Consider the following 25,599-nt stretch of genomic DNA (forward strand, 5'->3'; position numbering starts at 1 on the left):
GCAAGAGACTGCCAATTCAGGAAGGCGCGCACCGGGGCCAGCTGTTGCGACCCCCCAGCCAACTGGGCCGGCCGCTCCGCAGCCTGCCGCAACTGGCGCCCAAGTGGCTCCGCCGGCCGCCGCGGCACCCGCGCCCGGCGCTGCCGCGGAAGCGCGCCGGGCGGGCCGGGCAGCGCCGCTGACCGAGCCCGTTGCTCCCGCTTCCACGGCCACAGCGCCCCTGCGCAGCGGGGGTCAGATCCTTGCGCAGGGCACCACTGCTGCGGTCCAGGTCCAGGTGCCGCAGGCGCTGGGCGCAATGGTGAGCGAAACGGACTTCCTGAGTGGCAAGGGCGATCCCTTGAGCGGCCTCGGCTCCTTTGCGGCGGAGGCACCAGGCCTGCCCCAGCTGCTGGCCGAAGCTTCGGCCGGGGCCGCGGGCACCGTGCACCGCCCGGAAACCCCGCGCCAGGTTGCCACGCAGCTGGCCGAGGCCTTTGCCGCCAAGGGCGAACAGAAGGTCGACGTCTCCCTGAACCCGCAGGAACTGGGCCAGGTGCGTATGCGGGTCTCGGCGAGCGAGACGGGAATCACCGTGATGATCCAGGCCGAGCGGCCGGAAACCGGCGACCTGATGCGCCGCCACATCCATGAGCTGGCCGAGGAGTTCCGGCGCATGGGATATGAAAACATCTCGTTTGAATTCGGCGGCGGCCAGAGCGGCGGCGCCTTCCGCGACGGCGGGGCAGGGGCGGAGCATGCCGGAGCGGCTGCCTCCGCAGGCCCCGGCGCGCCTTCCGCCGAACCAGAAAATGAACCGGCAAAACAGAATCTCCGGCTCGGCAGCGCCGGCGTGGACATGAGGGTCTGATCAGATGACAACAGCCGTATCCCAAGCAGGCAGCGCAGCGGCACAGCCCGCTGTAACTTCCGCCTCCGACTCCAGCAACTCGGCAATGGGGCTGACGTCGGATTTCGAAACCTTCGTCAAGATGCTGACTGCACAAGCCAAATACCAGGATCCGCTGGAGCCGCTTGATTCGACGGAATACGCCGCACAGCTTGCGCAGTTCTCGATGGTGGAGCAGCAGGTGCAGAGCAACGACCTGCTGGGCGGGGTGCAGGCGCAGCTGGGGCTGGCCAACATGGCGGCAATGTCCGGCTGGGTCGGCATGGAGGCACGCGCGGCCACGCCCGGCCACTTCGACGGCAGCAGCCCGATCACCATCTCGCCGAATCCGGCCGCGGCGGCCGATACCGTCAACCTCGTGGTCAGCGACAAGAACGGCACCGAGGTGCAGCGCGTGGTACTGCCGGTCTCTGCCGACGCCTATGAGTGGACCGGCACCGACGCCGACGGCAACACGCTGGCGCCCGGCAACTACAGCTTCACCGTCGAAAGCAGCAAGGCGGGCGAGGTGATCCTTTCGGAAACCGCCGAGATCTATACCAAGGTCAAGGAAACCCAGATGCGCGGCGGCGATGTGGTCTTGATCACCAATGGCGGTTCGGCGATTTTGGCCTCGTCGGTGAGCGCATTGCGCGATCCTGTCTCCGGAAGCTGATCCGGACGGGCGCCGGCAGTGACAGCCGCGCGGGCCCAGGGCCTGCGCGGCGCCTGACTGGAGCCCGCCCTGCAACCGCTGCCCGCCCGTTTCACTGCCCGCCTTTTCGCCGATCTTGCGGCGCGCGGCCTCGATGTCCCGGCGCCCCGGCCCCTCGCTGGCGGGCGCTCGAATCATGTCTGGCGGGCGGGCGGGCTGGTGATCAAACTCTATGAACCGGAGGGCGCCAATCCTCTGTTTGCCAATGACCCGCGGCGCGAGGCGGCGGCGCTGGGCGCGCTCGCGGGCACCGGCATGGTGCCGCCGCTGGCGGCCTCGGGCTGCTTTGAGGGGCGGCACTGGCTGGCCTACGCCCATATCACAGGCCGCCCCTGGCAGCGCGATACCGCCCATGTGGCGCGGCTGCTGGGGCGGCTGCACGATCAGGCGCCGCCGCCCGGCCTGCCTGCGGGGGTGAACGGCAGCGTCGCGCTGGAGGCGCAGACGCAGGCGGTCCTGACCCGCTGCCGCGGTGCCTCGGCGCTGATCCCGCTGCGGCCGCTGGGGCGGGTGCCGCCGCTGGCAGGCACGGTTTTGATCCACGGCGACCCGGTGCCGGGCAACCTCCTTGCCCATGACGGCACGCTGACGCTGATCGACTGGCAATGCCCGCAGCTCGGCGACCCGGCTGAGGATCTGGCACTGTTCCTGTCGCCGGCGATGCAGCTCCTCTACCGCGGCAGCGCGCTCACACGGGGAGAGGAAGACACTTTCCTTGCCGCCTACCCCGACCCGCGCATCGTGGCCCGGGTACTGGCGCTGAAGCCCTGGTTTCACTGGCGGATGGCGGCCTATTGCCTGTGGCGGGCGGAGCGTGGATGCGGCGCCTCGCGGGACCGCGAAGGCCTGGATCTGGAGCTTGCGGCGCTCCAGTCCATCAGGCCGAGCAGCGCATAAGCGGGCGGCATCAGCAGGCGCCTGGCGCGGCCGAGCGGGAAGCGGGCGAGGCTCTGCATCACGGGCGAGTAGGGCAGATCGGGCGGCTTGCCCTGGACAAGGCTTGCCAGAAGCGCGCCGGTATAGCTGCCCATTGCGACGCCGTTGCCGTGGTAACAGAGACCCGCGAACATGCCTTCCTGCCCCGGCACCCGCCCGGCAAAAGGCACCAGGTTGCGCGCGAGGCACACCATGCCGGACCAGCAATGGGTGGCCTCGACCCCGCGCCAGGCGGGGAACAGCGCGTCGAAATGGCGGCGCAGGCGGCGGCGGATGGCGGCCTCGGCGCGGGGCGAGGAGATCAGCCCGCCGCGCATGCCGAACAGGAAGCGGCGGTCCGGCATCAGGCGGAAATAATGCAGCAGGTTGCGGGTGTCATAGGCCATCTGGGAGGAGGTCCAGCCCTGCGCCTGAAGCTCGCTCACGGTGAGCGGGCGGGTCACCATCACCGTCGACTGCGCGGGCATATAGCGCCCGGCGAGTGCCGGCGGCAGGTCTTCGGAGGAATAGCCATTGGTGGCGATCACCACCCGGCGCGCGCGCAGCTCGCCCCGCGGCGTGCGGATGCGGTAGGTGCTGCCGGTGTGCTGAATTGCAAACGCAGGGCTTTGCCGGAACAGTTCTGCGCCGGCGGCCCGGGCCGCGCGGGCAAGGCCAAAGAGGTACTTGCGCGGGTTGAGGGCAAAGCCCGCAGGGGTTGTCAGGGCAGCGTGGAACCTGCCGTTCAGTCCGGCGGCGGCAAGTTCATCCCGGTCGAGAAAGACCGGATCATGCCCCTCAGCCTGCAACGCCCCGGCCTCTGCCCGCAGACGGCGGGCCGCCTTCGGGCTATGCGCCATCCGGGTCTCGCCCGCGGAATGGGTATCCGCCTCGATGCCGTGGCGGGTGAGCAGGTCGCGGACCAGCGTGACTGCCGCTTCCTCGGCGGCGAAGTAGCTGTCTGCAGCGGCCTTCCCGAACCGGCGGCGGATCGCGGCCTCGGGCAGTTTCGCGCCGCCCAGGCAGCAGAAGCCGCCATTGCGCCCCGACGCGCCCCAGCCGGGGCTTTCCGCCTCCAGCACCGTAGCCGAAACGCCGTCTTGCGCCAGATGCAGTGCGGTGGAAAGCCCGGTAAAGCCGCCGCCGATGATTGCCACATCGGCGGCGGCATCCGTGTCCAGGCGGGGCCAGTCCGGCGCCGCGATGGTTGTGTCCCACCAGCAGTCCGAGCGCGGGCCCGGCCCGTAAGCGTAGTCCGGAAAGACCCGGCGCATCAGGCCGCCGCGCGCTCGGCCGCCTGCTCGTCGCGCTTCTGCCGCACCAGCTGCTGTTTGCTCACCAGCGAAGCGGTGATCACCCCCACCGTCACGATGCCGATCAGAATAGTCGACAGCGCGTTGATCTCGGGCGAGACGCCAAGGCGCACGGCGGAGAAGATCTTGATCGGCAGGGTGGTGGCCGAGGGGCCGGAGGTGAAGGAGGCAATCACAAGGTCATCGAGCGACAGGGTGAAGGCCAGCAGCCAGCCGGAAATCACCGCGGGCGCAATGATCGGCAAGGTCACCAGACGGAACGCCTCTCCGGGCGAGCAGCCGAGATCCAGCGCCGCCTCTTCCAGCGAGCGGTCGAAGGTGGCCAGCCGCGAGGAAACCACGACCGAGACGTAGCACATCGAAAACGTGGTATGCGCCAGCACGATGGTCAGCACGCCGCGATCCAGACCGATGCCGATGAAAAGCAGCAGCAGCGACAGGCCGGTGATCACCTCGGGCATCACCAGGGGCGCGTAGATCATGCCCGAAAACAGCGTGCGGCCCAGGAAACGCCCGCCCCGCACCAGCACATAGGCCGCCATAGTGCCCAGAACCGTGGCGATGGTGGAGGAGAGCACCGCGACCTTCAGCGTGACCCAGGCCGCGTTGAGGAAGGCCTCGTTCTGCATCAGCTCGCCGTACCACTTGGTGGAGAACCCGGCCCAGACCGTGACCAGCTTGCTTTCGTTGAAGCTGAAGATGATCAGGATCAGCATCGGGATGTAGAGGAAGGCAAACCCCAGTGTCAGAGATACCGCGTTGAACCAGCTCAGTTTGTTCATTGCTCCGCCTCCTGCTGTTTCTGCTGGTTGCGCTGGAACAGCACGATTGGGATGATCAGGATCAGGAGCAGCACCACCGCCACCGCCGAGGCAACCGGCCAGTCGCGGTTGGAGAAGAACTCCTCCCACAGCACCTTGCCGATCATCAGCGTGCCCGAGCCGCCAAGCAGCGAGGGGATCACAAATTCGCCGATCACCGGGATGAAGACCAGGAAGCAGCCCGCGATGATGCCAGGCCGCGACAGCGGCACGGTGACCAGCCAGAAGGCGGTGAAACGCGAGCAGCCCAGGTCCTCGGCGGCTTCGATCAGCGATTCGTCGAGCCGCTCCAGCGCCGCGTAGATCGGCAGGATCATGAAGGGCAGATAGGTGTAGACGATGCCGATATAGACCGCGGTGTTTGTATTGAGGATGGTGAGCGGTTCGGAAATCAGCCCGGTCCACATCAGGAGCTGATTGAGAAACCCTTCGTTCGAGAGAATGCCCATCCAGGCGTAGACGCGGATGAGGAAGCTGGTCCAGAACGGCAGGATCACCAGCATCATCAGCGTCGGGCGCCATTCCTGCGGGGTGCGGGCCATCGCATAGGCAATGGGATAGCCCGCGATCAGGGTCAGCAGCGTGGCAACAAAGGCGATGCGCAGCGAGCTGAGATAGGCTTTCCAGTAAAGGTCATCCTGGGTCAGCCAGACGAAATTCTCGAAATCCAGCCCGGCCAGAAAGGCACCGATGCCCTCGGCCCAGTCGAACTGCGGCATGTAGGGCGGGCGCGCCAGGGCGACGTCGGAGAGCGAGATTTTCAGGACAATGGCAAAGGGCACCAGGAACAGCGCCGCCAGCCAGGCGTAGGGCAGGGCGATCAGCAGAAAGCGGCGCATCAGTCGGCCAGCAGAACGCCTGCCGTGGCGGTCCAGGACAGCCAGACAGAGTCTTCCCAAGTGAAGGCGCGGCGGGAGATGCGGCGGGTGTTGGCGGTCTGCGCCTTGATCACCCCGCCCGAGGGCAGCTCGACGTGGTAGGTGGAGATATTGCCGAGGTAAGCGATATCGAGAATCCGGCCCTGCACCGCGTTGGCTGCATCGACGGGCTGTTCGGCGCTGATCGTGACCTTCTCCGGTCGGATCGCCAGGTGGCATTTCTGCCCGTCGGAAAATGTGCTGGCGCTCTTCACATCGAGCGGCTTCTGCCCTTCGGTCCACGCCATCGCGTAGCGGTCTTCGCCCACTCGCGTGGCGGTGCCCTCGATGATGTTCACATCACCAATAAAATCAGCCACATACACCGAGTTCGGTGTTTCGTAGATGCGGTCCGGGGTGGCCACCTGCACGATGCGGCCGTGGTCCATCACCGCAACCCGGCTGGCCACGGTCATCGCTTCTTCCTGGTCGTGGGTCACGATCACGAAGGTGGTGCCGGTCTTCTCCTGAATATCCATCAGCTCGAACTGGGTGTCCTGGCGCAGTTTCTTGTCGAGCGCGCCGAGCGGCTCGTCCAGCAGCAGAAGCTTTGGCGCCTTGGCCAGCGAGCGCGCCAGTGCCACCCGCTGGCGCTGGCCGCCGGAGATCTGGTGCGGCTTGCGGCGGGCGAAGTTCTCCAGCCGGGTCAGGCGCAGCATTTCGGTGACGCGGCCGGCAATGTCATCCTTGGCCATGCCCTCGCGCTTGAGGCCGAAGGCGATGTTCTCCCAGACCGACAGGTGCGGGAACAAGGCGTAGGACTGGAACATCATGTTGACCGCGCGCTTGTTCGGCGGCACCCGGGCGATGTCCTGCCCGGCGAGGTAGATGGTGCCCTCGGTCGGGGTCTCGAACCCGGCCAGCATCCGCATCAGGGTGGTCTTGCCGCAGCCCGACGGCCCCAGGAGGGCAAAGAATTCGCGCTCGTGAATGCCGATGGTCAAGTCGTCGATGGCGGTGAATTCGCCAAAACGCTTGGTCACATTCTGGAACTGGATCAGGGGCTTGGCCTGGGGATCGTTCCAGGGCTCGAAAACGGAGTTGGTCACGCCGGCCTCCTTCGAGGTGCTCGGGGAGGTCTTCTGGGTCGGGAGGGTCTGAACGTCCATTTGGGAAAGGGTCCCTGTGTGGCGGGGAGAGGGGGCAGGGCGCGGTCTGTGCGCCCTGCCGGTCCGGGCACGGATCAGGTGCCGGACTTGATCTTGGTCCACAGGCGCGTCACCACGCGCTGCACCTTGGGTTCGTAGGGCGTGGTGGTGAAGAGGTTCTCCAGCGTCTTTTCGTCCGGGTAGATCGCCGGGTCGCCGCTCACGTCCTCGACCAGGTGCTCCTGCGAGGCCTTGTTGCCGTTGGCGTAGTAGACGTAGTTCGACGCCGCCGCCATGTTCTTGGGATCCATGATGAAATTCAGGAACTTGTGCGCCGCATCCGGGTTCGGCGCGTCAACCGGGATGGCCATCTGGTCGAACCACATCTGGGCGCCTTCCTTGGGCGCGTGATAGGCGATCTCGGCACCGTTGCCCGCTTCGGCGGCGCGGTCGCGGGCCTGCAGGATGTCGCCGGACCAGCCAACCGCGACGCAGATGTCGCCGTTGGCCAGCGCATTGATGTATTCGGAAGAATGGAACTTCTGGATGTGCGGGCGGATCGGGGCAAAGACCTCCTCCGCCTTGGCGATTACATCCGGGTCATGGCTGTCGGGATCCTCGCCGATGTAATTGAGCGCCGCGGGAATCATCTCAGCCGGGGCGTCCAGGAAATGCACGCCGCATTCCGCGAGCTTTTCCATGTTCTCCGGCTTGAACACCAGGTCCCAGCTGTCGATGGGCGCATCCTCGCCCAGGATTTCCTTCACCTTATTGACGTTCGCGCCAATACCGGTGGTGCCCCACATGTAGTTGATCGAGTATTCATTGCCGGGATCGTACTGCGCGGTGCGTTTCTCGATCAGATCCCACATATGCTCATGGTTGGGCAGCTTTTCCATGTCCAGCTTCTGGAAGGCGCCCGCCGCAATCTGCCGCTGCAGGAATGTGCCGGAGGGCACCACCACGTCATAGCCGGAGCCGCCCGCCAGCATTTTGGTTTCCAGAACCTCGTTGCTGTCAAAGACGTCGTAGATCAGTTCGATGCCGGTGTCTTCCTCGAACTTCGCAAGCAGGTCCTCGTCGATGTAGTCGGACCAGTTGTAGACGCGCACCTCTTCCGCGGCGGCACCGGCAGCGATCAGCGCGGCGGCGGCGGTCAAGGTCATCGTTTTCAGTGTCATGGAAATCTCCCTGTGCGTGCCGGTTTCGCAGCCCGGCTGGAATGGATTTGATCAAGTTTTGCCTGATTGGGCAATACCGTTTATGTTTTCACCCGGGCAGAGATGGTGCAAGCTGCCCGCAAAAGCGGAGGTGAAACCCAAGGTGAACGAGACCAATATGCAGGCCGCAGCGGCAGCGGACGGCGGCGCCAAACAGCCGGCCCATGAAACCGTCTACCAGACCCTGCGGGCGCAGATTCTGTTCGGGGAGCTGGCGCCGGGACAGGCGGTGACGATCCAGGGGCTGGTGGAGGCGCTGGGCGCGGGCATGACGCCGGTGCGCGAGGCGATCCGGCGGCTGATCTCGGACGGTGCGCTGATGTTTCAGGGCAACCGCCGCGTGTCGGTGCCCGAGCTGACGACCGAGGATCTGGATGAGCTGGTTTTTGCAAGAAAAACAATCGAGTGCGAGCTTGCGCGCCGGGCTACCCTGCGCATTGCGGAGACCCGGATTGCAGATCTTGAGGCCATCGACGGTGCGCTCGACAAGGCCATCATGGGCGGCGACGTGGCAGGCTACCTGGTGCAGAATTACAGCTTCCATACCGTGCTGTACGGGGAGGCCGGCGCCCCCATCCTCAGCGACATGGCAGACCGGCTGTGGCTGCGCTTCGGCCCCTCGCTGCGGGTGGTCTGCGGGCGGCTTGGCACCCAGAGCTTTCCGGACCGGCACAAGGACATTCTGGAGGCGCTGAAGCGGCAGGACGCCGAACTGGCGGCGCTGGCGATGGAGCGCGATGTGACGCAGGGCATGGAGCAGGTGCGGCAGGGGCTGGACGCGGCCAACTGATTCGATTGACACGCGGATATTTGATCATATTCTGGGCAACAATCTGTCTTTCTCAGGAGCCAGTCTCATGACCGTGATCACCAACCACATGCCGACGGGCGAGCTGCAGGCGCTCGACGCGGCGCATCACATGCATCCCTTCACCGCCAACGGCGAGCTGGCGCAGAAGGGCGCGCGCATCATCACCCGCGCCAGCGGCGTGCATCTGACCGACAGCGAGGGCAACGAGATCCTCGACGCGATGGCCGGGCTGTGGTGCGTGAACATCGGCTATGGCCGCGACGAGCTGGCCGAGGCCGCCGCCCGCCAGATGCGCGAGCTGCCCTATTACAACACCTTCTTCCAGACCTCGCACGTGCCCGCCATCGCGCTGGCGGCGCGGCTGGCAGAGCTGGCGCCGGGCGATCTCAACAACGTGTTCTTCGCAGGCTCCGGCTCGGAGGCGAATGACACCAACATCCGCATGGTGCGCCACTACTGGGCCGAAAAGGGCAAGCCCGGCAAATCCATCCTCATCAGCCGCAAGAACGCCTATCACGGCTCCTCGGTCGGCAGCGGCTCGCTGGGCGGCATGAGCGGCATGCACGCCCAGGGCGGCCTGCCGATCCCGGACATTCACCACATCAACCAGCCGGACTGGTGGTCCGAGGGCGGCGACATGCCGCCGGAGGAGTTCGGCCTCGCCCGCGCCCGCGAGCTGGAGGCGGCGATCCAGGAGCTGGGCGAAGACCGCGTCGCGGCCTTCATCGCGGAGCCGGTGCAGGGGGCGGGCGGGGTGATCGTGCCGCCGGAAACCTACTGGCCGGAAATCCAGCGTATCTGTGACAAATACGAGATCCTGCTGATCGCCGACGAGGTGATCTGCGGCTTCGGGCGCACCGGCAACTGGTTCGGCAGCGAAACCCTGGGCATCCGCCCCGACATCATGACCATCGCCAAGGGGCTGAGTTCGGGCTACGCGCCGATCGGCGGCTCGATCGTGAGCGACGAGGTCGCCGCGGTCATCGCGGGCGGCGAGTTCAACCACGGCTACACCTATTCCGGCCACCCGGTGGCGGCCGCGGTGGCGCTGGAGAACCTGCGCATCCTGGAGGAGGAAAACATCCTGGGCCATGTGCGCGACGTGGCAGCGCCCTATCTGAAACAGAAGTGGGAAGCGCTGGCCGGTCACCCGCTGGTGGGCGAGGCCAAGATCGCCGGTCTGATGGGCTCGATCGCGCTGACGCCCGACAAGGAAACCCGCGCGCCCTTTGCCGCCGAGGCAGGCACCGTGGGTTTCCTCTGCCGCGAGCGCTGCTTTGCCAACAACCTGGTGATGCGCCACGTCGGCGACCGGATGATCATCGCGCCGCCGCTGGTGATCACGCCCGCGGAGATCGACGTGCTGATCGCCCGGGCCCGCCAGGCGCTGGACGAGGCCTACGCGGAAGCCAAGGAGAAGGGCCTGCTGGCGGCGGCCTGACCCGGCTGTCTCTGGCGCGGCTCCGCCCTGCGCTCTGGAATCACCTGCCCCCGTGCCCGCCAGGGCGCGGGGGTTTTACGCTGAATTTGCGCCGCGGCCGCGAATTGCGGCGCCGCGCCGCAAAGCCCCCCTTGCGTGCCGCAAATCATCCGCTACGTTACGGAACTTACGATTTAATCACGCCAGCCGGTCCGCGATCAGCGCGGTCCGCCCGCCCGGCCCGCAGAGTCCGCGCGGCCGCGTCCAGAGGCGGAAAGATTATTTTTTTCATCCCTAGCACTCGCTATGCTGGGTGTGATTAAATCCACAACAAGCGCAGAGCTGAAATCTGCCAGAGGTTAAAAATAAACGGGGAGCCTGCTTTGGCTGATGCGTCAAACACTGATGCGTTCGTAGAGTTCGAACGCGTCCAAAAGAGCTACGATGGCGAAAATCTCGTTGTCAAAGATCTCAACCTCACCATGCCCAAAGGCGAATTCCTGACCATGCTGGGGCCGTCGGGGTCCGGCAAGACCACCTGCCTGATGATGCTGGCAGGGTTCGAGACCGCCACTCACGGCGATATCCGGCTGGGCGGCACCTCGATCAACAACATCCCGCCGCACAAGCGCGGCATCGGCATGGTGTTCCAGAACTACGCGCTGTTCCCCCACATGACCATCGCGGAAAACCTCTCGTTCCCCTTGGAAGTGCGCAAGTTGGGCAAGTCCGAGCGCGAGCAGAAGGTGAAGCGGGCGCTGGACATGGTGGAGATGGGCGCCTTCGGCGGCCGCCGCCCGGCACAGCTTTCGGGCGGCCAGCAGCAGCGGATCGCGCTGGCCCGCGCGCTGGTGTTCGAACCCGAGCTGGTGCTGATGGACGAACCGCTCGGCGCGCTCGACAAGCAGCTGCGCGAGAAGATGCAGTTCGAGATCACCAACCTGGCCCACAACCTCGGCATCACCACGGTTTATGTGACCCATGACCAGACCGAGGCGCTGACCATGTCGGACCGGGTTGCGGTCTTCGACGACGGCCGCATCCAGCAGCTGGCGCCGCCCGATCAGCTGTATGAAGAGCCGGAAAACAGCTTCGTCGCCCAGTTCATCGGCGAGAACAACACGCTGGAAGGCACTGTCAAGGAGATCAAGAACGGGCTGGCGCTGGTCCAGCTTGACGACGGCGGGCTGATCGACTGCAAGCCGGTGAACGTCTCCAAGCCCGGTGAGCGCACCCGCGTCTCGATTCGCCCCGAGCGGGTCGAGTACAACAAGGACCGCCTGCGCGAAGGCGTCCACACGCTGAAAGCGGAAGTGCTGGAATTCATCTACATGGGCGACATCTTCCGCACCCGGCTGCGGGTGGCCGGCAATGACGAGTTCATTATCAAGACCCGGAACGCACCCGACCAGGTCCGTCTTCAGCCCGGCCGGCAGATCGAAATCGGCTGGCTGCCGGAAGACTGCCGCGCGTTGGACGCCTGAGCCGGCGCGCCGCTTCGAACCCCCGGCGGGCGAACGACCGGGGGGGCAATTCACGACGACGAATTTCAACAAGGAGAGTATCTCTATGAAACTGACCAAACTGTCTGCTTTGGCGGCCTCGACGGCGCTTTGCGCGCCCGCTGCCTTTGCCGCCGAGATGGCCAACGAACTGACCCTGGTGTCCTGGGGCGGGGCCTATCAGCAGAGCCAGCAGAAGGCCTACGTCGAGCCCTATCTGGAGATGAACCCGGACGTGAAAATCATCTGGGATGAAAGCTCGGCCGAAGCGGTGGCCAAGCTGCGCGCGATGAACGAAGCCGGCAATGTGACCTGGGACCTGGTCGACGCGGTGGCCTCCGACGCGATGCGCCTATGCGACGAAGGCCTGGCGATGGAGCTGGACCACGACGAGGTGCTGGCAGAAGCGCCCGACGGCACCCCGGCCTCCGAAGACTTCGGCGACCTCTTGGTTTCCGACTGCTTCGTGCCGCAGATCGTCTATTCCACCACCTTCGGCTACCGCACCGACCTGATCGACGCGCCGGATTCGGTCTGCGCGATCTTCGACACCGAAAAGTACCCGGGCAAGCGCTCGCTGCAGAAGCGCCCGATCGACAACATGGAATGGGCGCTCTACTGCGACGGCGTCGAAAAGGACGAGCTCTATGACGTGCTGGGCACCGACGAAGGCGTCGACCGCGCGCTGGCCAAGCTCGACACCATCAAGGACCAGGTGGTCTGGTGGACCGCCGGTGCTGAAACCCCGCAGCTCCTGGCTGATGGCGAAGTGGTGATGGGGTCCACCTTCAACGGCCGCCTGTTCTCCGCGATTGCCGAGCAGGACCAGCCGATCGGGATGCTCTGGGACATGCAGTCCTTCGATCTGGACGGCTGGATCGTGCCCGAAGGCCTGCCCGAAGACCGCCTGGCCCGCGTGATGGACTTCCTGAAGTTCGCCACCGACACCCAGCGTCTGGCCGATCAGGCCGCCTACATCTCCTACGGCCCGGCCCGCGCCTCTTCGGCGCCGCTGGTCGGCCAGCATGCCGAACTGGGCATCGAGATGGCGCCGCATATGCCGACCGATCCGGCCAACTCCGGCAACGTGCACACCTATGACTACGAATGGTGGGCCGACAACCGCGATGATCTGGACGCCAAGTTCCAGGCCTGGCTGGCGAAATAATCGCCTGACCGCGATCTGACCATCGGGAAAGGGCTCACGCCGAGGTGCCCTTTCCCCACCATAAAGAACCCGACAGGGGGTTTCCCAACATGAGCGATACAACCCTTTCCGGACCGGTGCTTGCCGCCGACGGCAGGCCGCTGAAGCGCAGCCTGGCCCGTGCCCTCCGGATGCAGAAGATCCGCGCGCTGATGCTGATCGCGCCGCTTTTGCTTTTTGTCCTGCTGACCTTCATTCTCCCGATCGCGGACATGCTGTTCCGCTCGGTCGAGAACCGCATCGTGCAGGACACCCTTCCGCAGACCGTGGTGGCGGTGCAGCAGTGGGACGCCGACAGCGGTGAAATCCCGCCCGAACCGGTGTTCGAAGCGCTGGCCTACGACATGGTGGAGGCTGCCGAGCGCAAGGAACACACCCGTGTTGGTTCCCGGCTGAACTATGAAACGCCCGGCATCTCCTCGCTGTTCCGCAAGGCAGGCCGCCGCGCCGACGACATCGGCGAGGGTTACCTGAAACAGTTTGCAGCCCTCGACCCCGCATGGGAGGAGCCGCAGACCTTTCTCGCGATCTTCGCCGATCCCGAGTGGCTGGAGGACCGCGCAAGCAGCGAAAAGGAGCCGCGCTTCCGCCTTTCGGATGCCGCGCGCAATGCGCTGCCTGTGGCCAGTGCCGCCTATCTCAGCTTTGCCCGCACTATTCAGGACGAGGATAACGACAGCCCGACCGAGGAAGAGCCCTGGGCGCCGGTCTATATGGCGCTGCATGCCGACCTCGCGGCCAATCCCTTTGCCGTCCGGGCTTTCGAAGGCGACCCGCAGCGCCTGCTGCAGGAAGCCGCCGCGCTGATCGAATCGGGTCAGATGGAAACCGAATCCGCCCGCGACGCCTTCATCAAGATGGACAAGGACTGGGCCGACCCCGAGGTCTGGCGCACCCTCAAGACTTATGCCGGCAAATACACCAACGGCTACTTCCTGAATGCCGCCGATCTGCAGAAAAGCCCGGACGGCCCCGAGCTGCGCCCCGAAGACGAGCGCATCTACGGCACCCTGTTCCTGCGCACGCTGGTGATGTCGCTGGCGATCACCTGCAGCTGCATCGTGCTCGGCTACCCGGTGGCCTGGATTCTCGCCAACCTGCCGTCGCGCACCGCTAACCTCTTGATGATCCTGGTGCTGCTGCCGTTCTGGACCTCGCTCCTGGTGCGCACCTCGGCCTGGAAGGTGATGCTGCAGCAGCAGGGCGTGATCAACGACACGCTGGTCTGGCTGGGGCTGGTCAGCGACAGCGACCGGCTGGTGATGATCAACAACCAGTTCGGCACCATCGTGGCGATGACCCACATCCTGCTGCCGTTCATGATCCTGCCGATGTATTCGGTGATGCAGACCATCAACCCCACCTACCTGCGGGCGGCGAAATCCCTGGGCGCGACCAACTGGACGGCGTTCTGGCGGGTTTATTTCCCGCAGTCGGTGCCGGGCATCGGCGCGGGCTCGATCCTCGTTTTCATCCTGGCAATCGGCTACTACATCACGCCGGAACTGGTCGGCGGCACCAAGGGTGTCTTTATCTCCAACCGGATCGCCTTCCACATCTCGCAGTCGCTGAACTGGGGCCTGGCCGCAGCACTCGGGACCATCCTGCTGGTGGTCGTGCTCGGGCTCTACTGGGCCTATGACAAGATCGTCGGCATCGACAACGTGAAACTGGGATAACCGATATGGCTTTGACACCTGTTGAAAACCAAACCCCCGGTTTCACCGCCGCGGTGGCCGCCGCCGCAGGCGCCTTCTTCGGCCTCTTCGTGGGCACCGCCCAGGGCTCAGGCTTGATCGGCGTGCTGGCGGGGGCCGTGCTTCTGGGTGTGATCGGCTTCGTCGCGGCCGGGCTCACGGAAAAGGAAACCCCGCTGCGCTGGCTGCTGCTCGCGGTCTTCGCGGCGGCGGGCTTCCTGCTTGGCGGCATCGTCGCCGGAGTGATCGGCGCGCTCTTCGGCTGGTTCACCGGCTGGTTCGTGTTCTGGATCGCCACCTCGCGCTACCGCGCCCACCTGGCGCCGTACCTCACCCCGGGCCAGGTGCTCTGGCATTATGCCTTCCGGGTGATCTGCGGGGTGATCTTCGTCTTCCTGATCACGCCGATACTGGTGGTGATGCCGCTCAGCTTCAACGCCGAGGACTTCTTCACCTTCACGCCTGAGATGCTGCGTTTCGACCCTGAGGGCTATTCGCTCAAGCACTACCGGGACTTCTTCACCAACGACGACTGGCAGCAGGCGCTGTGGAACTCGGTGAAGATCGCGCCGATGGCAACAATCCTGTCGGTGGGCTTCGGCACCCTGGCGGCAATTGGCCTGAGCCAGCCGCATGTGCCCTTCCGCCGCGCCATCATGGCAATCCTGATCTCGCCGATGATCGTGCCGCTGATCATCTCGGCGGCGGGGATGTACTTCTTTTACAGCCGGATCGGCCTGCAAGGCACCTACTTCGGCGTGGTGCTGGCGCATGCGGCCCTGGGCATCCCCTTCGTGATCATCACCGTGACCGCGACGCTGGTGGGCTTCGACCGCTCGCTCACCCGCGCGGCGGCGAACATGGGCGCAGGGCCCGTCACCACCTTCTTCAGGGTGCAGATGCCGCTGATCCTGCCCGGCGTGATCTCCGGCGGCCTGTTTGCCTTCATCACCTCCTTCGACGAGGTGGTGGTGGTGCTCTTCGTCGGCTCCGCCGGGCAGAAGACGCTGCCCTGGCAGATGTTCATCGGTCTGCGCGAGCAGATCTCGCCCACCATCCTCGCGGTGGCGACGATCCTGGTGGTGATCTCCATCGCGCTGCTCACCACGGTCGAGATGCTGCGCCGCCGCTCCGAGCGCCTGCGCGGCATGTCCCCAAGCTGACGCCAAGAACCACAAACCAAAACAAAAACAGGCCCCCAAGCGGGGCCTGTTCTGCAACTTTCTGACCCGAAATACCCCGGGGGTGAGCCCGGACAGCGTCCGGGCGAGGGGGCTGGCCCCCTATTTCACCGCAAACCTTACCGCAGCCGTTCCAGCATGGCCGGAGAGGCATAGCCATCCGGCACCAGCCCGCGCGCCTCCTGAAAGGCGCGCACGGCTTGGATCGTGTTGGGCCCGATGCGCCCGTCCACGCCTTGCGTGTCAAACCCGGCAGCACTCAGCCGCCGCTGCAGCTCCTCACGCTCGGCCCGGCTCAGCGCCCGGTCGCCGCGGGGCCAGCTGCTTTGCAGCGGCGCGGCGCCCTTCAGCCTGTCCGACAGGTGCCCGACCCCAATCACATAGGCATCGGCGGCATTGTAGCGCTCGATCACCGAGAAATTCTTGAAGATCATGAAGGCCGCACCGTTCCGGCCCGCAGGCAGCAGGATCGAGCCCTGGCCGTGATCCGCCACCGCCTCACCATTGATGCCGCGCACGCCCAGGCGCGCCCAGTCCGAGGGCAGCTTGGTGATTTCCCGGTCCGCCAGCCGGTAGTCAAAGCCCGCGGGCAGCCGCACTTCGACCCCCCAGGGCTGACCCGTCACCCAACCCGCCTTGTTCAGGTAGGCCGCGGTGGAGGCGAGCGCGTCCGAGGGGTCGTCCGACCAGATGTCGCGCTTGCCGTCGCCGGTGAAATCCACCGCGAATTGCAGATAGGACGCGGGAATGAACTGGGTATGCCCCATGGCGCCGGCCCAGCTGCCGGTCATCTTGCGCGGCGGCACGTCACCCGCCTGCAGAATCTTGAGGGCTGCGATCAGCTGATTCTCGAAAAATTCCCCGCGGCGCCCGTCGAAGGCCAGCGTCGTGAGCGAGCGCACCACGTCCATGCTGCCGCGGAAGGTGCCATAGCTGCTTTCCAGCCCCCAGACCGCCGCCACAACTTCCTTGTCGACGCCATAGGCCGCCTCGATCTTTTCCAGCCGCTGCCGCTGGGCGGCGAGGGCGGCGCGGCCGTTCCGCACCCGCGTGTCCGACGCGGCGCTGTCGAGATATTGCCAGATCGTCTTGCTGAACTCGGACTGGTTGCGGTCGCGGCGGATCACCTCCGGGTCGGGGGTGACGCCGGCCAGCGCCGCATCCAGCGTGTACACGCTGATCCCCTGCGCCAAAGCGCGGCTGCGGAACCCCGTGAGCCAGTCCTGGAAACGCGCCTCCTCCGCGGCTTGCTCGGGCGAGGCAGCCAGGGAACCGTCCGGGCGCGCAAGCGGGCGCAGCGAGGCCGCGCTGGCGGTGCGGACGCCGATGTCCTGCGCCACACCGGCACCGGGCCGTCCCTCGGGCCTGAGAGAGCTGTCGGGCGGTGCCGTGCCAGCCAGTGCCGTGCCGCCTGCCAGCAGGGATGCCGTCAACCAAATACGCATAGGAATACCTCAATAACGTGCTGCTCCCCTTCACCTTAGCGGCGGGGGATGCAGCGAAAAAGGGCCGCCCGCAACAATGGCGGGAGCTTGCCTGCGGTGGTCTGCCAGGGCTGGCCGGTCAGCTGCGGCGCTTGCGCTCGACCTTGCGTTTGACCTTGGCGGATTTGAGCTTGGACTTTGCGGCCTTGCGCTTGGCTGGCTGGCCTGCCGGGCTGCGCCGGCCTCCCTTGCCGCCCCTGCCGCCGCGGGGCAGCTTGGCGTCCTCGATCGACAGCAGTTCCAGCTCCAGCCCGCCGGTGACCGGCGCGGCCTCGGTCAGCCGCACGGTGACACGCTGGCCGATGGCCAGCGTGAGCCCGGTATCCGATCCGGTCAGCGTCCCGGCCTGCGGGTCGAAATGGAAGAACTCCCGCCCGATCGAGCGCACCGGCACCAACCCGTCGGCGCCGGTCTCGTCCAGCTTCACGAAGGCGCCGAAGCGGGCGATGCCGCTGATCCGGCCGGCAAACTCATTGCCCACCCGCTCGCTCAGGTAAGCGGCCAGGTAACGGTCGGAGGTGTCGCGTTCGGCAATCATCGAGCGGCGCTCGGTGTCGGAGATATGGGTGGCGGTCTGCTCCAGCCGCTCGATCTCCTCCGCCGTCAGCCCGTCGTCGCCCCAGCCATGCGCCGAGATCAGCGAGCGGTGCACGATCAGGTCGGCGTAGCGGCGGATCGGCGAGGTGAAATGCGCGTAGTTCCTGAGCGCGAGGCCGAAGTGGCCGAAGTTCTCCGGGTTGTAATAGGCCTGCTGCATCGAGCGCAGGGTGGAGATGTTGATCAGCTCCGCGTCCTCGGTCCCGGCGGCGCTGTTCAACAGCGCGTTCAGGTGCCGGGTCTGCAGAACCTGCCCCTTGGCGAGGTTCAGCCCGGCGGCGCGGGCAGTTTCGCGCAAGGCTTCCAGCTTGTCCTGGGCCGGCTCTTCGTGCACGCGGAACAGCAGTGGCGAACGCTTCTTGATCAGCGTCTCGGCGGCGGCGACATTGGCGAGGATCATGAACTCCTCGATCAGCTTGTGCGCATCCAGCCGGTCGCGGAAGGCCACCGAGGTCACGGTGCCGTCCTTGTCCAGCACGATCTTGCGCTCCGGCAGATCCAGATCCAGCGGCTCGCGCGTCGCGCGGGCGCGCCGCAGCGCCGCATACGCGCCGTAGAGCGGCTTGATCACGCTCTCCAGCAGCGGCGCGGTCTTCTCGTTCGGATCGCCGTCCCGGGCTGCCTGCACCTCCTGGTAGTTCAGCGAGGCGGCGGAGCGCATCAGCCCGCGCACAAAGCGGTGGCCGGTCTTGTTGCCCGCGGCGTCGATCTGCATCCGCACCGCCAGACAGGCGCGCGGCACGCCTTCGTGCAAGCTGCAGAGATCACCCGACAGCCGGTCCGGCAGCATCGGCACCACCCGGTCGGGGAAGTAGCTGGAGTTGCCGCGCTTGCGCGCCTCGCGGTCGAGCGCCGAGCCCGGGCGCACGTAGGCGGCGACATCGGCAATTGCCACCCAGATGACAAAACCGCCGGGGTTTGCCGGGTCGTCGTCCTCATGCGCATAGCAGGCGTCGTCGTGGTCACGCGCGTCAGCCGGGTCGATGGTGACCAGCGGCAGCTCGCGCAGATCCTCGCGCCCCTTCAGCCCCTTGGGCTTAACGGCGTCGGCCTCGGCCAGCACGTCTTCGGGGAAGTCGTCAGGGATGCCGTGCTGGTGGATCGCGATGAGCGACACCGCCTTGGGCGCCGCCGGATCGCCCAAGCGTTCGACGATGCGCGCGCGCGGCAGGCCCATGCGGGATTTGGGCCCGGCCTGTTCGGCCTCCACCAGCTCGCCGTCGCGGGCGCCCTTGGTGGCATCGCCCGCGACCATCCATTCGTTCGAGGATGCCTTGTCGATCGGCACCACGCGGCCGCCCTCGGCGCCGCTGCGGAAGATGCCCAGCACCCGTTTCGGGCCGGAGGCGATGCGGCGGATCAGCCGGGCCTCGTAGTTGTGGTCCTGATCCGGCACCGCGGTCAGCCGGGCCAGCACGCGGTCGCCTTCGCCAAGCGCCGGGTCCGAGGCCTTGGTGAGGATCAGGATGATCGGCTCGATGCCTTCGCCGTGCCATTCCAGCGGACGGCCGTAAAGATCGCCATTGTCGTCCGGCGCCTTCACCTGCAGAACCGTCACCGGCGGCAGCTGGTCCGGGTCGCGGTAGGTCTTCTTGCGTTTCTGCAGGTGGCCTTCGGCCTCCAGCTCCTTCAGCAGGCGCTTGAGGTCGATGCGGTCGGCGCCCTTGATGCCAAAGGCCTTGGCAATGTCACGTTTGGCAGTCTGCGTCGGGTTGGCGGAAATCCAGTCGAGGATTTCGGCCTTCGTGGGAATACGGCTCATGTCTCCGCCCTAGCACGGCGCGCGGGGCGCGTCATGGGGGAAAAGCGTATGTGCCGTTCAGCGCAGGCGGTGCTCCGGCCGACCGGTGCGCAAGTCCGCACCGGTATCAACGTCGCGCAGGACATCGGTGAAGGCGATGCGCAGGCCGGGTGCCGTGGCCAGCGTGTCGGCCAGCGCGTGTTCGCTGGACCAGCGCACGTTTTCGAACAGGCCGTCGGGCAGGCGGGCGGGGTGCTTGGCCGCCACCAGCCAGTAACCGCCGTCCTCCGCCGGGCCGAAGACGGCCTCGTGATCGCCCAGGGCCTTGAAGGCGCGGGCGACATGGGCGCGTGTGACGCCGGGAATGTCGCCGCCGATCAGACAGGTGGGAGGGACGATGCGGGAAGGGACGCGCCTGACCCTGGGGGGGTGCGAAAGCGCCCTCCCGTTTTGCCGGAGGCAAACCTGCGGTTTGACGCGAGGGTCGGGCGCGGCCCGGCCCGCGGCCGGGCCAGACAGGCGATTTTGGGGCGCCGCCTGAAGCATCCGTTTCATCCGCGCGCCCAGATCACCGCCACCCTGCGCCAGCCGCGGCAGGTCCGCGGGCCAGGCGCGCGAAGCAACCGCCCGCTCCGGCGCCACCGCCAGCACGATCTGCCAGCGCGGATCGCGCAAGGACCGGATCAGGGCTGCGGTCTGGTGGCGGAACCACCAGGTGGCCGGGATCACGCCGATGTCACGCCCCAGGCGGGTCTTGACGCGGCCCGGGCGCGGCTCTTTCAGCATGATGACGAGGCGCGGGCGCATGTGCGGGCGTCTCAGGCGAAATAGTCCTTCAGGATGCGGGTATAGATTGCCTTCAGCTGCTCGATCTGCGCCACTTCCACGCATTCGTCGACTTGGTGCATGGACTTGCCGACCAGCCCGAACTCCACCACCGGGCAGTGGGCCTTTACGAAGCGCGCATCCGAGGTGCCGCCGGTGGTCGAGAGCTCCGGCTTCACGCCGGTCTCGGCCTCCACCGCCGCCGCGACCAGATTCGACAGCGCCCCCGGAGGCGTGATGAAGCTCTCGCCCGATATCTTCACCTCCATGCCGATCTGCAGCCCGAATTCTTCCGCCACCTTGTCCGCCTCGCTCTGCAGCCACTCAGACAGGCTGGCGCCGGAATGGGCATCGTTGAAGCGGATGTTCACGGTGGCGCGGCTCTGCGCCGGGATCACGTTGGTCGCCGGGTTGCCGGTGTCGATGGTGACAACCGCCAGGGTGGAGGCGTCGAAATGCTCGGTGCCCTTGTCCAGCTCGTGGCTCGCCAGCCGGTCCATCAGCCGCGCCATCGCGTTCAGCGGGTTGTTGGCGCGGTGCGGATAGGCGGAATGGCCCTGCACACCGGTCACCGTGAACCAGGCCGAGAGCGAGCCGCGGCGGCCGATCTTGATCATCTCTCCCATGGTGCTGGGGCAGGTGGGCTCGCCCACCAGGCAGACCGACATCTTCTCGCCCGCGCGCTCCATATGCTCCAGAAGTGCTGTGGTGCCGTCCACCGCGTCGCCTTCCTCGTCCCCGGTGATGGTGAGGATCACGGCACCGTCGGGGGGCGTGTCGCGCACGAAGTCGATGGCAGCAGCGGCAAAGGCGGCGACGCCCGATTTCATGTCGGTGGCACCGCGGCCGTACATGACCCCGTCTTTGATTTCGGCGCCGAAGGGCGCCATGGTCCAGGCGGCCTCGTCCCCCAGCGGCACCACGTCGGTGTGGCCGTTGAAGCCGAAGGTCCTGGCGTGGCCTTTCTGCCCCCAGCGGGCAAACAGGTTGGCAATGCCGCCGCGGTCAACCCGGGTGCACTCAAAACCCGCCCCGCTCAGCAGCTTTTCCAGGAGCACCAGCGCCCCGCCTTCCACGGGCGTGACCGAGGGGCAGCGGATCAGGTCGGCGGTCAGTTGGACGGGATCGGTCTGCGGCATGGGGCAAGCTCCTGAAACGCTGGGGTTGCCTTGGCCTAGCGCGGATCGGCCTCCGGTTCAATTGGGGCCGCCCTGCGGCGCCACGGCCACGCCGCGCGGCCTCTGCGATCCGGGCTGGCCCGCCGCGCTTGCGCGGTGGCGGAATCCCGCCTAGTGGAGCCGCTATAGATCAATCTCCGGCTGCCGAGCGTTCCCTTGCGATTATTCCGCCTGTCCCTCCTTCTCACCCTGATATCTTGGGGGCAGTGGCTGCCAGCCCAGGTGCTGACCGTGAACACGGTGACCCGGCCGCCGTTTTCGATGCTGGAGGGCGGGCGCGACACCGGTTTTTCGCTCGAAGTCCTGGACGCGCTGGCAACCCGCCTGGGCTGGAGCTACGCGGTCAACCGGGCCGACAGCTTTGCCGGGATGCTCGACGGCGTGCGCAGCGGCGCGAGCGACCTGGCCGCGGCCAATATCTCGATCACCGCGGCGCGCGAGGTGGAGATGGACTTCAGCCAGCCAATCTTCGAGAGCGGCCTGCAGATCATGGTGCAGGCCGATGACGTGCGCGCGCCCTCGCTGCTGAGGGCGCTGCTGTCCTGGGATCTGGCCGCAGCCATCGGCATCGCCTTCGTGCTGCTGCTGGGGGGCGGCATGATGATGTGGGGGTTCGAGCGCCGCGCCCAGCCCTATTTCGACCGGCCCCTGAAGGAGGCCTGGTTTCCGTCGTTCTGGTGGGCGCTGAACCTGGTGGTGAACGGCGGCTTCGAGGAGCGCGTGCCGCGCACGCCGGTCGGGCGCATTTTCGGCGTGGTGCTGGTGATCTCCTCGCTATTCGTGGTCTCGGTCTTTGTCGCCAAGATCACCGCGGTGATGACGGTGGAAGCGATCAGCGGCTCGGTTAATTCGGTGAACGACCTTTACGGCAAGGAGGTCGGCACCATCGAGGGCTCCACCGCGGCCGGATTCCTGGACCGGCGCGAGATCGGCTATGCCGCCTATCCCGGGCTGCAGCCGCTGCTTGCCGCCTTCGAAGCCCGGGAGCTGAATGCGGTGGTGTTTGATGCGCCGGTGCTGAACTACTACATCCGCCAGGGCGGGCATGAGTTCGGCCGCACCGTGGGGCCGGCCTTTCTGCGGGAGAACTACGGTCTGGTGTTCCCGGCCGGCTCGCCGCTGGTGGAGGACGTGAACCGGGTGCTGCTCAGCCTGCAGGAAGACGGCACCTATGACGCCATCTACCGCAAGTGGTTCGGCAGCCAGTATTAAATCCGCCGCCGCGGTATCGGCGCGCGGTCGCTGCCAGCGGGTGATCTAGTGCACCACCGGCTCCTCGCCGTCGAAGAAGGGGGTCATCTGCGCCACGATCACCGCGTTTTCGTCCAGCGCCCGCTGCATCAGCGCGCGTTCTTCCTCGCCGATCTCGTGGCCTTCGTCTTCGCGCTCCTGCAGGGTGCCGTAGCCGGTGACATCCAGCGGCGCAGTATCGGCCTGCTTGAGAATCGCCACGGTCTCGCGTACCGCCTCGGCCTCGTCGATGCCGGAGGCAAAGACCATCAGCGCAGCACCCGTGGCGCCGTCGGGCAGCCCGTCGCCGTCCTTGCGGCCGATCTGGACGAGGAGGGTGTAAACCTGCTGGCGGGAGGGTTTCTTTTGTTCCATGGCGCTGCCATATCGCTGCGGCGCCCTGCGGGTCAATCGAAATGGCCTGCGGCGGGGCCGAAGCAGGCGCAAAGTGAAAATACAGCAAAATCCTTCGCTGCCGCGGCGGCAGTGTTTACCCCGCAGCAACTGCAGGGCAGCTAGGCCCGTGGCAGCAACGGTTTTGGATTATGCATTTCGAAAAGGACATTAGATGAGCTCTGCCTCTGAACTGCCGGTCGATACCTCTGCCTCCGCCTGGCAGATGGCCAACGCCATGTTCGGCAATGGCATCGTCATCATGTCTGCCGATTACACCGGAGCAAGCTCGGCGTCGGGGATCTATTCCAACGGTGATTCGGCCGCGCCGGATCTGACGCCTTCGGACAGCGGCGTGATCTTGTCGACCGGCCGGGCGCAGGATGTGACCAACAGCAGCGGCGACGTGAACACCCGCGCCCATACCACCACCCAGCACAAGACCGCGGGCGATTCAGATCTGTCGGAGATCGCCGGCGGCAGCACCTACGACGCCGCCGTTTTCGAGGCGGATTTCGTGCCCGCAGGTTCGGTGCTGTCGATGCAGTTCGTGTTTTCCTCGGAAGAATACCTCGAATACGTCGATTCCGGTTTCAACGATGCCGTCGGGGTCTGGGTCAACGGGGTGCCGGCGCAGCTGACGGTGGGCGAGGGCGACATCTCGATCGACAACATCAATGACGAATCGAATTCCAACCTCTACGTCGACAACAGCCACCAGGACGATTCCTACAACACCGAGATGGACGGCTTCACCGTGACCTTGAAGCTGACGGCGCCGGTGAACCCGGGGCAGATCAACACCATCAAGATCGGCATCGCCGATGCAGGCGATGCCAAATACGATTCCAATCTGCTGATCGCCGGGGATTCGATCCAGACCGAGGTGATCGCGGCAGACGATTTGGTCTCGGTGCAGGAGGACGACAGCGCCACCATCGACGTGCTGGCAAATGACAGCCACGCCACCGGCGGCACCCTGCACATCACCCATATCAACAACCAGCCGGTCGTCGCAGGCGATACTGTCACCCTGGCCGATGGCGAGACGGTGACCTTGAACGACGACGGCACCTTCACCGTCACCGGCAAGGAAGACGTCGCCACCGACGAGGAAACCACCTTCACCTATACGGTCGCGGATGATGCGGGCACCTCGGACGTGGGCTTCGTCAAGATGACGACGACGCCCTGCTTCACCGAAGATACGCTGATCGACACCGTGCACGGCCCCATGCCGATTGCCGAGATCCGCCCCGGCACCCTGGTGCTGACCCGCGACGACGGCCCGCAGCCGGTGCGCTGGATCGGCCGCAGCCGCCGCCTGGCGGAAGGCCGCGACGCGCCGGTGCAGATCGCGGCGGGTGCGCTGGGGCAGCACGACGCGATGGAGCTGTCACCCTGCCACCGGGTGCTGGTCGCCTCAGGCAGTGCCGAGCTGATGTTCGGCGCGCGTCAAGTGCTGGTGGCGGCCAAGCATCTGGTCAACGGCACCACCGTCCGCCTCCGGCAGGACGCCCGGCCGGTCACCTATTTGCACCTGCTGTTCGACCGCCACCAGATCGTGCGCGGCAACGGCCTGGAGAGCGAAAGCTACCACCCCGGCGCGCAGAGCCTGGAGGGGCTGGATGAAGACACGAGGGCCGAGTTCATGGCGCTGATGGGCGACAGCTGGCGCAGCTACGGTGCTGCCGCGCGGATGTCCTTGAAAGCGCATGAAAGCCGCCTGCTGGCGGCCGAGCTTCAGTAGCGCGTCTGCATCCTGTAGCCCGGGTGGAAGGTCATCCGGGCAAATGTCACGGGCGCTTCCTGAAACCAGGTGGTGCGCTCCATCTGGAACAGCGGCACGCCCTCGCCGCTGCCGAGGAACCCCGACAGCCGCGCATCCGCGGCCACCGCCGCCAGCGAAATTTCCGCGTTGGAGAAGGGCACTTCGGCCAGCAGCCATTCGTTCGGGCCGGTCCGGGTGAAATCCGCCTCTGTCACATGCGGCACCGCGGCGGTGCTGATCCAGCGCTCCTCGAACTGGAAGGGGCGGTTGTCGGCGTAATGCATGCATTGCAGGTGCAGCACCTCCGCCGCCGCGGTCAGCCCCATCTGCGACGCAAGCCAGGGCGGCGCCGGCATCTCTTCGCGGTGCACCAGCGCGTAGCGGTAGGCGGCGTTCATCTCCTCCACCATCTGCCGCATCACCAGGATTTCCAGCTTGGCCTGCCGCACCGGGGTGAGCGCCACCCTTGTGCCGCTCTTGCGCTTGCGGTCGATGATGCCGCGCGCGGCCAGCTCCTGTAGGGCGCGGTTCACGGTGGCGCGGGCGCAGCCGAACTCCTCCGCCAGCTCCTGCTCGGTCGGCAAGAGTGCGCCTTGCGGCCAGACCCGGTTCTGGATGCGTTGCAGCACCTCGTCGCGGACGTCCTGAAAGCTGGTTTTCTTCCGCTGCTGCACCGGGTTGCCTGTTCTGTTGAGCCTGTCTGGG

22 protein-coding genes are annotated in these 25,599 nt (G+C 66.3%); 11 read left to right on the top strand and 11 right to left on the bottom strand.

The genetic code is table 11. The features are described 5' to 3' along the window. Nucleotides 1-298 precede the first annotated feature (298 nt). From fliK to ACOHX0_RS02920, 3 genes are all read left to right on the top strand, one after another. Nucleotides 299-850 carry a flagellar hook-length control protein FliK gene (fliK, locus tag ACOHX0_RS02910; protein ID WP_420675148.1) on the top strand — a complete coding sequence of 184 codons (552 nt, stop codon included), beginning with the start codon at nucleotides 299-301 and terminating at the stop codon, nucleotides 848-850. A 4-nt stretch (nucleotides 851-854) separates the two neighbouring features. Further along, nucleotides 855-1,544: a FlgD immunoglobulin-like domain containing protein gene (locus ACOHX0_RS02915; RefSeq protein WP_420675149.1), complete on the top strand. Its 690-nt coding sequence runs from the start codon at nucleotides 855-857 to the stop codon at nucleotides 1,542-1,544. A gap of 78 nt (nucleotides 1,545-1,622) precedes the next feature. Next, nucleotides 1,623-2,480 carry a phosphotransferase gene (locus ACOHX0_RS02920; RefSeq protein WP_420675214.1) on the top strand — a complete coding sequence of 286 codons (858 nt, stop codon included), beginning with the start codon at nucleotides 1,623-1,625 and terminating at the stop codon, nucleotides 2,478-2,480. Here ACOHX0_RS02920 and ACOHX0_RS02925 read toward each other — a convergent pair. The 5 genes from ACOHX0_RS02925 to ACOHX0_RS02945 all read right to left on the bottom strand — a co-directional run bounded on the left by ACOHX0_RS02925 (nucleotide 2,375) and on the right by ACOHX0_RS02945 (nucleotide 7,818). After that, nucleotides 2,375-3,772 (bottom strand): NAD(P)/FAD-dependent oxidoreductase, encoded by a 1,398-nt coding sequence (locus ACOHX0_RS02925; RefSeq protein WP_420675150.1) that lies wholly within the window; start codon nucleotides 3,770-3,772, stop codon nucleotides 2,375-2,377. The genes ACOHX0_RS02920 and ACOHX0_RS02925 overlap by 106 nt on opposite strands. Further along, a complete protein-coding gene (locus ACOHX0_RS02930; RefSeq protein ID WP_420675151.1) occupies nucleotides 3,772-4,593 on the bottom strand; it encodes an ABC transporter permease in 822 nt (273 codons plus the stop codon). Before ACOHX0_RS02930 ends, ACOHX0_RS02925 begins: the two co-directional genes overlap by 1 nt. Then, a complete protein-coding gene (locus ACOHX0_RS02935; protein WP_420675152.1) occupies nucleotides 4,590-5,471 on the bottom strand; it encodes an ABC transporter permease subunit in 882 nt (293 codons plus the stop codon). Before ACOHX0_RS02935 ends, ACOHX0_RS02930 begins: the two co-directional genes overlap by 4 nt. Continuing rightward, on the bottom strand, nucleotides 5,471-6,598 hold the full coding sequence (locus tag ACOHX0_RS02940; protein ID WP_420675153.1) for an ABC transporter ATP-binding protein: 1,128 nt from the start codon (nucleotides 6,596-6,598) through the stop codon (nucleotides 5,471-5,473). The genes ACOHX0_RS02935 and ACOHX0_RS02940 overlap by 1 nt, the downstream gene beginning before the upstream one ends. 134 nt (nucleotides 6,599-6,732) lie before the next feature. Then, complete coding sequence (locus ACOHX0_RS02945) at nucleotides 6,733-7,818, bottom strand: polyamine ABC transporter substrate-binding protein (protein ID WP_420675154.1); 1,086 nt, start codon at nucleotides 7,816-7,818, stop codon at nucleotides 6,733-6,735. A gap of 157 nt (nucleotides 7,819-7,975) precedes the next feature. Here ACOHX0_RS02945 and ACOHX0_RS02950 point away from each other — a divergent pair, with 157 nt between their 5' ends. The 6 genes from ACOHX0_RS02950 (at nucleotide 7,976) to ACOHX0_RS02975 (ending at nucleotide 15,657) form a co-directional block, all read left to right on the top strand. Beyond that, entirely contained in the window at nucleotides 7,976-8,647 is a 672-nt protein-coding gene (locus ACOHX0_RS02950) for a GntR family transcriptional regulator (RefSeq protein ID WP_420675216.1), read from the top strand. Nucleotides 8,648-8,714: 67 nt separating this feature from the next. After that, a complete protein-coding gene (locus ACOHX0_RS02955) occupies nucleotides 8,715-10,109 on the top strand; it encodes an aspartate aminotransferase family protein (protein ID WP_420675155.1) in 1,395 nt (464 codons plus the stop codon). A gap of 362 nt (nucleotides 10,110-10,471) precedes the next feature. Further along, the gene (locus ACOHX0_RS02960) at nucleotides 10,472-11,572 is read left to right on the top strand and encodes an ABC transporter ATP-binding protein (protein WP_420675156.1); all 1,101 of its coding nucleotides are present in this window, start codon (nucleotides 10,472-10,474) and stop codon (nucleotides 11,570-11,572) included. Nucleotides 11,573-11,657: 85 nt separating this feature from the next. Then, nucleotides 11,658-12,758, top strand: coding sequence for an extracellular solute-binding protein (locus ACOHX0_RS02965; protein WP_420675157.1), 1,101 nt, complete (start codon nucleotides 11,658-11,660; stop codon nucleotides 12,756-12,758). Nucleotides 12,759-12,847: 89 nt separating this feature from the next. Beyond that, entirely contained in the window at nucleotides 12,848-14,476 is a 1,629-nt protein-coding gene (locus tag ACOHX0_RS02970) for an ABC transporter permease (protein ID WP_420675158.1), read from the top strand. A gap of 5 nt (nucleotides 14,477-14,481) precedes the next feature. Continuing rightward, on the top strand, nucleotides 14,482-15,657 hold the full coding sequence (locus ACOHX0_RS02975; protein ID WP_420675159.1) for an ABC transporter permease: 1,176 nt from the start codon (nucleotides 14,482-14,484) through the stop codon (nucleotides 15,655-15,657). 137 nt (nucleotides 15,658-15,794) lie between these two features. Here ACOHX0_RS02975 and ACOHX0_RS02980 read toward each other — a convergent pair whose 3' ends face one another. The 4 genes from ACOHX0_RS02980 to dapE form a co-directional block, all read right to left on the bottom strand. Beyond that, complete coding sequence (locus ACOHX0_RS02980) at nucleotides 15,795-17,120, bottom strand: lytic murein transglycosylase (protein WP_420675160.1); 1,326 nt, start codon at nucleotides 17,118-17,120, stop codon at nucleotides 15,795-15,797. Nucleotides 17,121-17,238: 118 nt separating this feature from the next. Further along, entirely contained in the window at nucleotides 17,239-19,518 is a 2,280-nt protein-coding gene (rnr, locus tag ACOHX0_RS02985) for a ribonuclease R (protein WP_420675161.1), read from the bottom strand. Nucleotides 19,519-19,575: 57 nt separating this feature from the next. Next, a complete protein-coding gene (locus tag ACOHX0_RS02990; protein ID WP_420675162.1) occupies nucleotides 19,576-20,304 on the bottom strand; it encodes a TIGR04282 family arsenosugar biosynthesis glycosyltransferase in 729 nt (242 codons plus the stop codon). A gap of 11 nt (nucleotides 20,305-20,315) precedes the next feature. Further along, a complete protein-coding gene (gene dapE, locus ACOHX0_RS02995) occupies nucleotides 20,316-21,461 on the bottom strand; it encodes a succinyl-diaminopimelate desuccinylase (RefSeq protein ID WP_420675163.1) in 1,146 nt (381 codons plus the stop codon). A 195-nt stretch (nucleotides 21,462-21,656) separates the two neighbouring features. Here dapE and ACOHX0_RS03000 point away from each other — a divergent pair, with 195 nt between their 5' ends. Then, entirely contained in the window at nucleotides 21,657-22,712 is a 1,056-nt protein-coding gene (locus tag ACOHX0_RS03000; RefSeq protein ID WP_420675164.1) for a transporter substrate-binding domain-containing protein, read from the top strand. Between the two features lie 45 nt (nucleotides 22,713-22,757). Here the strand turns inward: ACOHX0_RS03000 and ACOHX0_RS03005 are convergent, their stop codons facing one another. Further along, entirely contained in the window at nucleotides 22,758-23,105 is a 348-nt protein-coding gene (locus tag ACOHX0_RS03005; RefSeq protein ID WP_420675165.1) for a hypothetical protein, read from the bottom strand. 193 nt (nucleotides 23,106-23,298) lie between these two features. Here ACOHX0_RS03005 and ACOHX0_RS03010 point away from each other — a divergent pair, with 193 nt between their 5' ends. Continuing rightward, a complete protein-coding gene (locus ACOHX0_RS03010; RefSeq protein WP_420675166.1) occupies nucleotides 23,299-24,873 on the top strand; it encodes a choice-of-anchor L domain-containing protein in 1,575 nt (524 codons plus the stop codon). Here the strand turns inward: ACOHX0_RS03010 and ACOHX0_RS03015 are convergent. Further along, entirely contained in the window at nucleotides 24,867-25,568 is a 702-nt protein-coding gene (locus tag ACOHX0_RS03015; RefSeq protein WP_420675167.1) for a UTRA domain-containing protein, read from the bottom strand. The two genes, ACOHX0_RS03010 and ACOHX0_RS03015, sit on opposite strands and share 7 nt — an antisense overlap. Nucleotides 25,569-25,599 lie beyond the last annotated feature (31 nt).

The organism is Cribrihabitans pelagius (assembly GCF_048820915.1).
Classification (GTDB): domain Bacteria; phylum Pseudomonadota; class Alphaproteobacteria; order Rhodobacterales; family Rhodobacteraceae; genus Cribrihabitans_A; species Cribrihabitans_A pelagius.